The organism is Methylobacterium sp. WL6, assembly GCF_008040095.1.
Taxonomy (GTDB): Bacteria; Pseudomonadota; Alphaproteobacteria; order Rhizobiales; family Beijerinckiaceae; genus Methylobacterium.
Map to the genome: position 1 here is coordinate 1 of NZ_VRVH01000395.1, position 3,432 is coordinate 3,432.

Below are 3,432 nucleotides of genomic sequence, written 5' to 3' on the forward strand. Positions count from 1 at the left end.
GGCCTGGTTGCGGGCGGCGAGCGCGCCGGCGCGGGTGGCGATCGGCGGCGGGTCGCGCTCCTCCGGCGTCATCAGCAGGCCGCGCCGCTTCAGGGCGAGGCCGAGCGCCAGCTGCCCGCTCGCCCAGGAGATCGGGATCGCAAGGACGAGGCCGAGGATGGTCGGCGCCATCCAGAGGAACAGCGAGGTGGCGATGGCGAAGGCGGCGATCCCCGAGACCAGCCCCAGCACCGTGTGCCAGCGGTGGCGGCGGACGATGTCGCCGAGCGGGATCGAGCCGTCGTCGCGCCGTTGCGGGTTCCAGCCGGTGTCGCGCCCGGCGAGGATGCTGAACACCGAGCCCGACTGGATCACCATCGCGATCGGCGCGATCAGCGCCGAGAGCAGGATCTCGATGAGGCAGGACGCGACCAGCCGGCCCGCGCCGCCGCAGGCCCGGCGCACCGGGCCGTCGATCAGCGCGAGGAGAAGGCCCAAAAACTTCGGGGCCAGCAGGATGCCCATGGTCAGCCCGAAGAGCTGCAGCGCGCGCACCGGATCGAAGCGCGGGAAGACCGGGTAGAGGCCGAACTCGGTGGTGAAGTATTCGGGCTTCACGTAGGCCGTCTGCAGCACCAGCGCGATGCCGACCACGAGCTGGCACAGCCAGAACGGCGAGGCGGCGTAGCCGGCGATGCCGGTGGCGAAGTGCTGGCGCGAGGCCGCCTTCAGCCCCGCCGCCCCGATGATCCGCGCGTGCTGGAGGTTGCCCTGCGCCCAGCGCCGGTCGCGGACCGCCACGTCGATCAGCGAGGGCGGGCTCTCCTCGTAGGAGCCCGGCAGCGTCGGCAGCATGTACACCGCCCAGCCGGCGCGGCGGATCAGGGCGGCCTCCACGAAGTCGTGGCTGAGCACGTGCCCGCCGAAGGGCGGCGTCCCGGGAAGGTCCGGCAGGCCGCAGGCGGCGGCGAAGGCCTTCGTGCGGATGATCGCGTTGTGGCCCCAGTAGTTGCCGTCGCGCCCCGACCAGTGGCCGAGGCCGGTGGCGATCACCGGGCCGTAGATGCGGGCGGCGAACTGGGTCACCCGGGCGAACAGCGTGTTGCGGTTGATGATGAGCGGCAGCGTCTGGATGATGCCGGCATCCGCGTCCGCCTCCATCGCGCCGGCGAGCCGGACGACGCTGTCGCCGGTCATCAGGCTGTCGGCGTCGAGCACCAGCATGTGGTCGTAGGCCCCGCCCCAGCGGGTGACGAAGTCGCCGATGTTGCCGGCCTTGCGGTGATGGTTCCTCCGGCGGTGGCGGTAGTACAGGCGGGCGTCGGGGCCGAGCGCTTCGCGCAAGGCCAGGAAGGCGCGCTCCTCGGCGATCCAGGCGTCGGCTTGCGTCGAATCCGACAGCACGAACCAGTCGAAGGCCGTGCCGAGGCCGGTGGCGTCGACCGCCTCGCGCATCGCCTCGATCGCCGCGAAGGTGCGGGCCGTGCCCTCGTTGTAGACCGGCATCAGGATGGCGGTGCGGGTGGCGAGGGCCGCCGGCACCGGCGGCAGGCGCGGGCGGCGCAGCAGCACGGCGAAGCCGAGGATCGCGCTCGTGAAGGCCAGCGCGATCCACGAGAAGGTCAGGAGGAACAGCGCGACCAGCACGTACTGCAGCGCCGTCGGCGAGCCCGAGACCGACACGGTCTCGTACATCTGCCAGCCGCCATAGGCGGTGAGCGCGACCGCGCCGCCGAAGACGAGGAGGCGGGACGCGTGAGGACGGGCCGGGTGCCGCGACGGCGCATGCCCGAGCGCCGGGTCCCAGGCGGACAGGCTCTGCACCGGCATCGCCAGGGGCGATTCCGGCGGCAGGGCGTCGGGGAACGACCGCTCGCCCGGGTGGCCCGACGGGGCGTCGCGCCGTGCGGTCGCGGGGAGGGCGGCGAAATCGTCCATGCGCACGGCCTTTGATCCATCCTCGTCTTCGGAGTCTCGCGGGGCCGGCCGATGCGGTCCGCCGGTCCCTCGAACGCCGCTGCCTTCTACGGCGTCCAGCGATAGAGCCAGGTCTCGGTCACAGCCCGGCCGCCCCGCACCAGGGCGAGGCGCAGCTCGCTCGCGCGCTCGCTGCCGGGATCGAGCTCGAAGGCGACCCGGACGGTCCTGCGCTCCGGGTAGCTGAAAAACTGCTGGCGCGCGATGCTGCCCGGGGCCGCCGCCAGGGCGATGTCGAGGCCGCCCTCGGAGAACAGCCCGTCCCCGGTGAAGTCGACCAGGAACAGGCGGCGCGCGCCCGCGCTTCCGCGCCCGCTGCGGGTGCCGGTCACGGTGGCCAGCGGCGCGGCGGGCGGCTGCCAGCACCAGTGCTGGCGGTAGCGGAAGGTGGTCTCGGAGCCGGCGACGACGGGCTCCTTCGGCCGCCAGTAGGCCAGCACGTTCTCGTTGAATTCGGAATCGCTCGGGATCTCGATCAGCGTCACCGCGCCGCCCGCCCAGGCATCGGCCGGCTCCAGCCAGAGCGAGGGCCGCCACTCCCAGTGCTGCACGTCGTCCTCGAAGTCCTCGTAGGTCCGCGCCCGCTGCATCAGCCCGAAGCCCTTCGGGTTCTCGTCGACGAAGGACGAGATCTGCAGCGCGTCGGGGTTGTGGACCGGGCGCCAGATCGCCTCGCCGGCGCCGTTGCGGATCTGCAGGCCGGCGGCCGAGAAGGCGGCGGCGCGCGCGTCGTCGACGCGGCGGCGATCCTCGGAGCCGAACAGGTAGCTCGCCTGCATGCCGCCCAGGCCCAGGTGATCGATCGCCTTGCGGGCGAAGATCGTGGTCTCGACCTCGGTGGTCGAGGCCTCGGTGCCGGGCCGCAGCACCATCCGCAGGGCGCCGGAGGCGGAATCAGAATCGATCAGGGCGTGCAGGACGAGGGCGCCGTCGGCCGGGCGCTCGATGAACACCGCGCGGAAGATCGGGAACTCCTCGCCGCGGGCGTCGGCCGGGCGCAGCGTCAGCGCGCGGGCGTTGATGCCGAAGCCCTGGCCCTTGGCGACGAGGCGGAAGAACGAGGCGCCCTGGAACACCGCGAAGTCCGACAGGTCGGGGCCGTCGGGGAAGCGGGCGCGCAGGCGGAAGCCGGAGAAGCCCGGATCCTCCGGGAATTCCGGCAGCGCGAAGCCGCCGGTGTCGAAGCTCGCCGGATCGTAGGCGATCGGCCGGATGCGGCCGTCCTCGACCAGGAACAGGGCGACGCGGCCGGTGAAGATCGCGCCGCGATGCAGCGGCTCGATCGTGAAGCCGAGATCGTCGCCGGCCCAGATCGCGGCGGCGGGCTTGGTGCGGATGGCGCCGTACTGCTCGCGGCTGAGCCCCTTGAGGCTAGCCGGGAGGTCGTCGGTGCGGGGGGCGGCGTAGGCGGCCTTGGCCAGCGCGCGGGCAAGGGCGGGCACGGTCGACGCGTCGAAGGGTGCGCCGGCGCCGGGC

At 73.1% G+C, this 3,432-nt stretch carries 2 protein-coding genes; both read right to left on the reverse strand.

From position 1 onward, the window contains the following. The coding region (gene mdoH / locus FV230_RS26190) for a glucans biosynthesis glucosyltransferase MdoH (RefSeq protein WP_147844465.1) at window positions 1–1,917 on the reverse strand (1,917 nt) is incomplete at its 3' end. An 86-nt stretch (window positions 1,918–2,003) separates the two neighbouring features. Next, window positions 2,004–3,432: glucan biosynthesis protein D (locus FV230_RS26195; RefSeq protein ID WP_147844464.1), on the reverse strand; the 1,429-nt coding region annotated here is incomplete at its 5' end.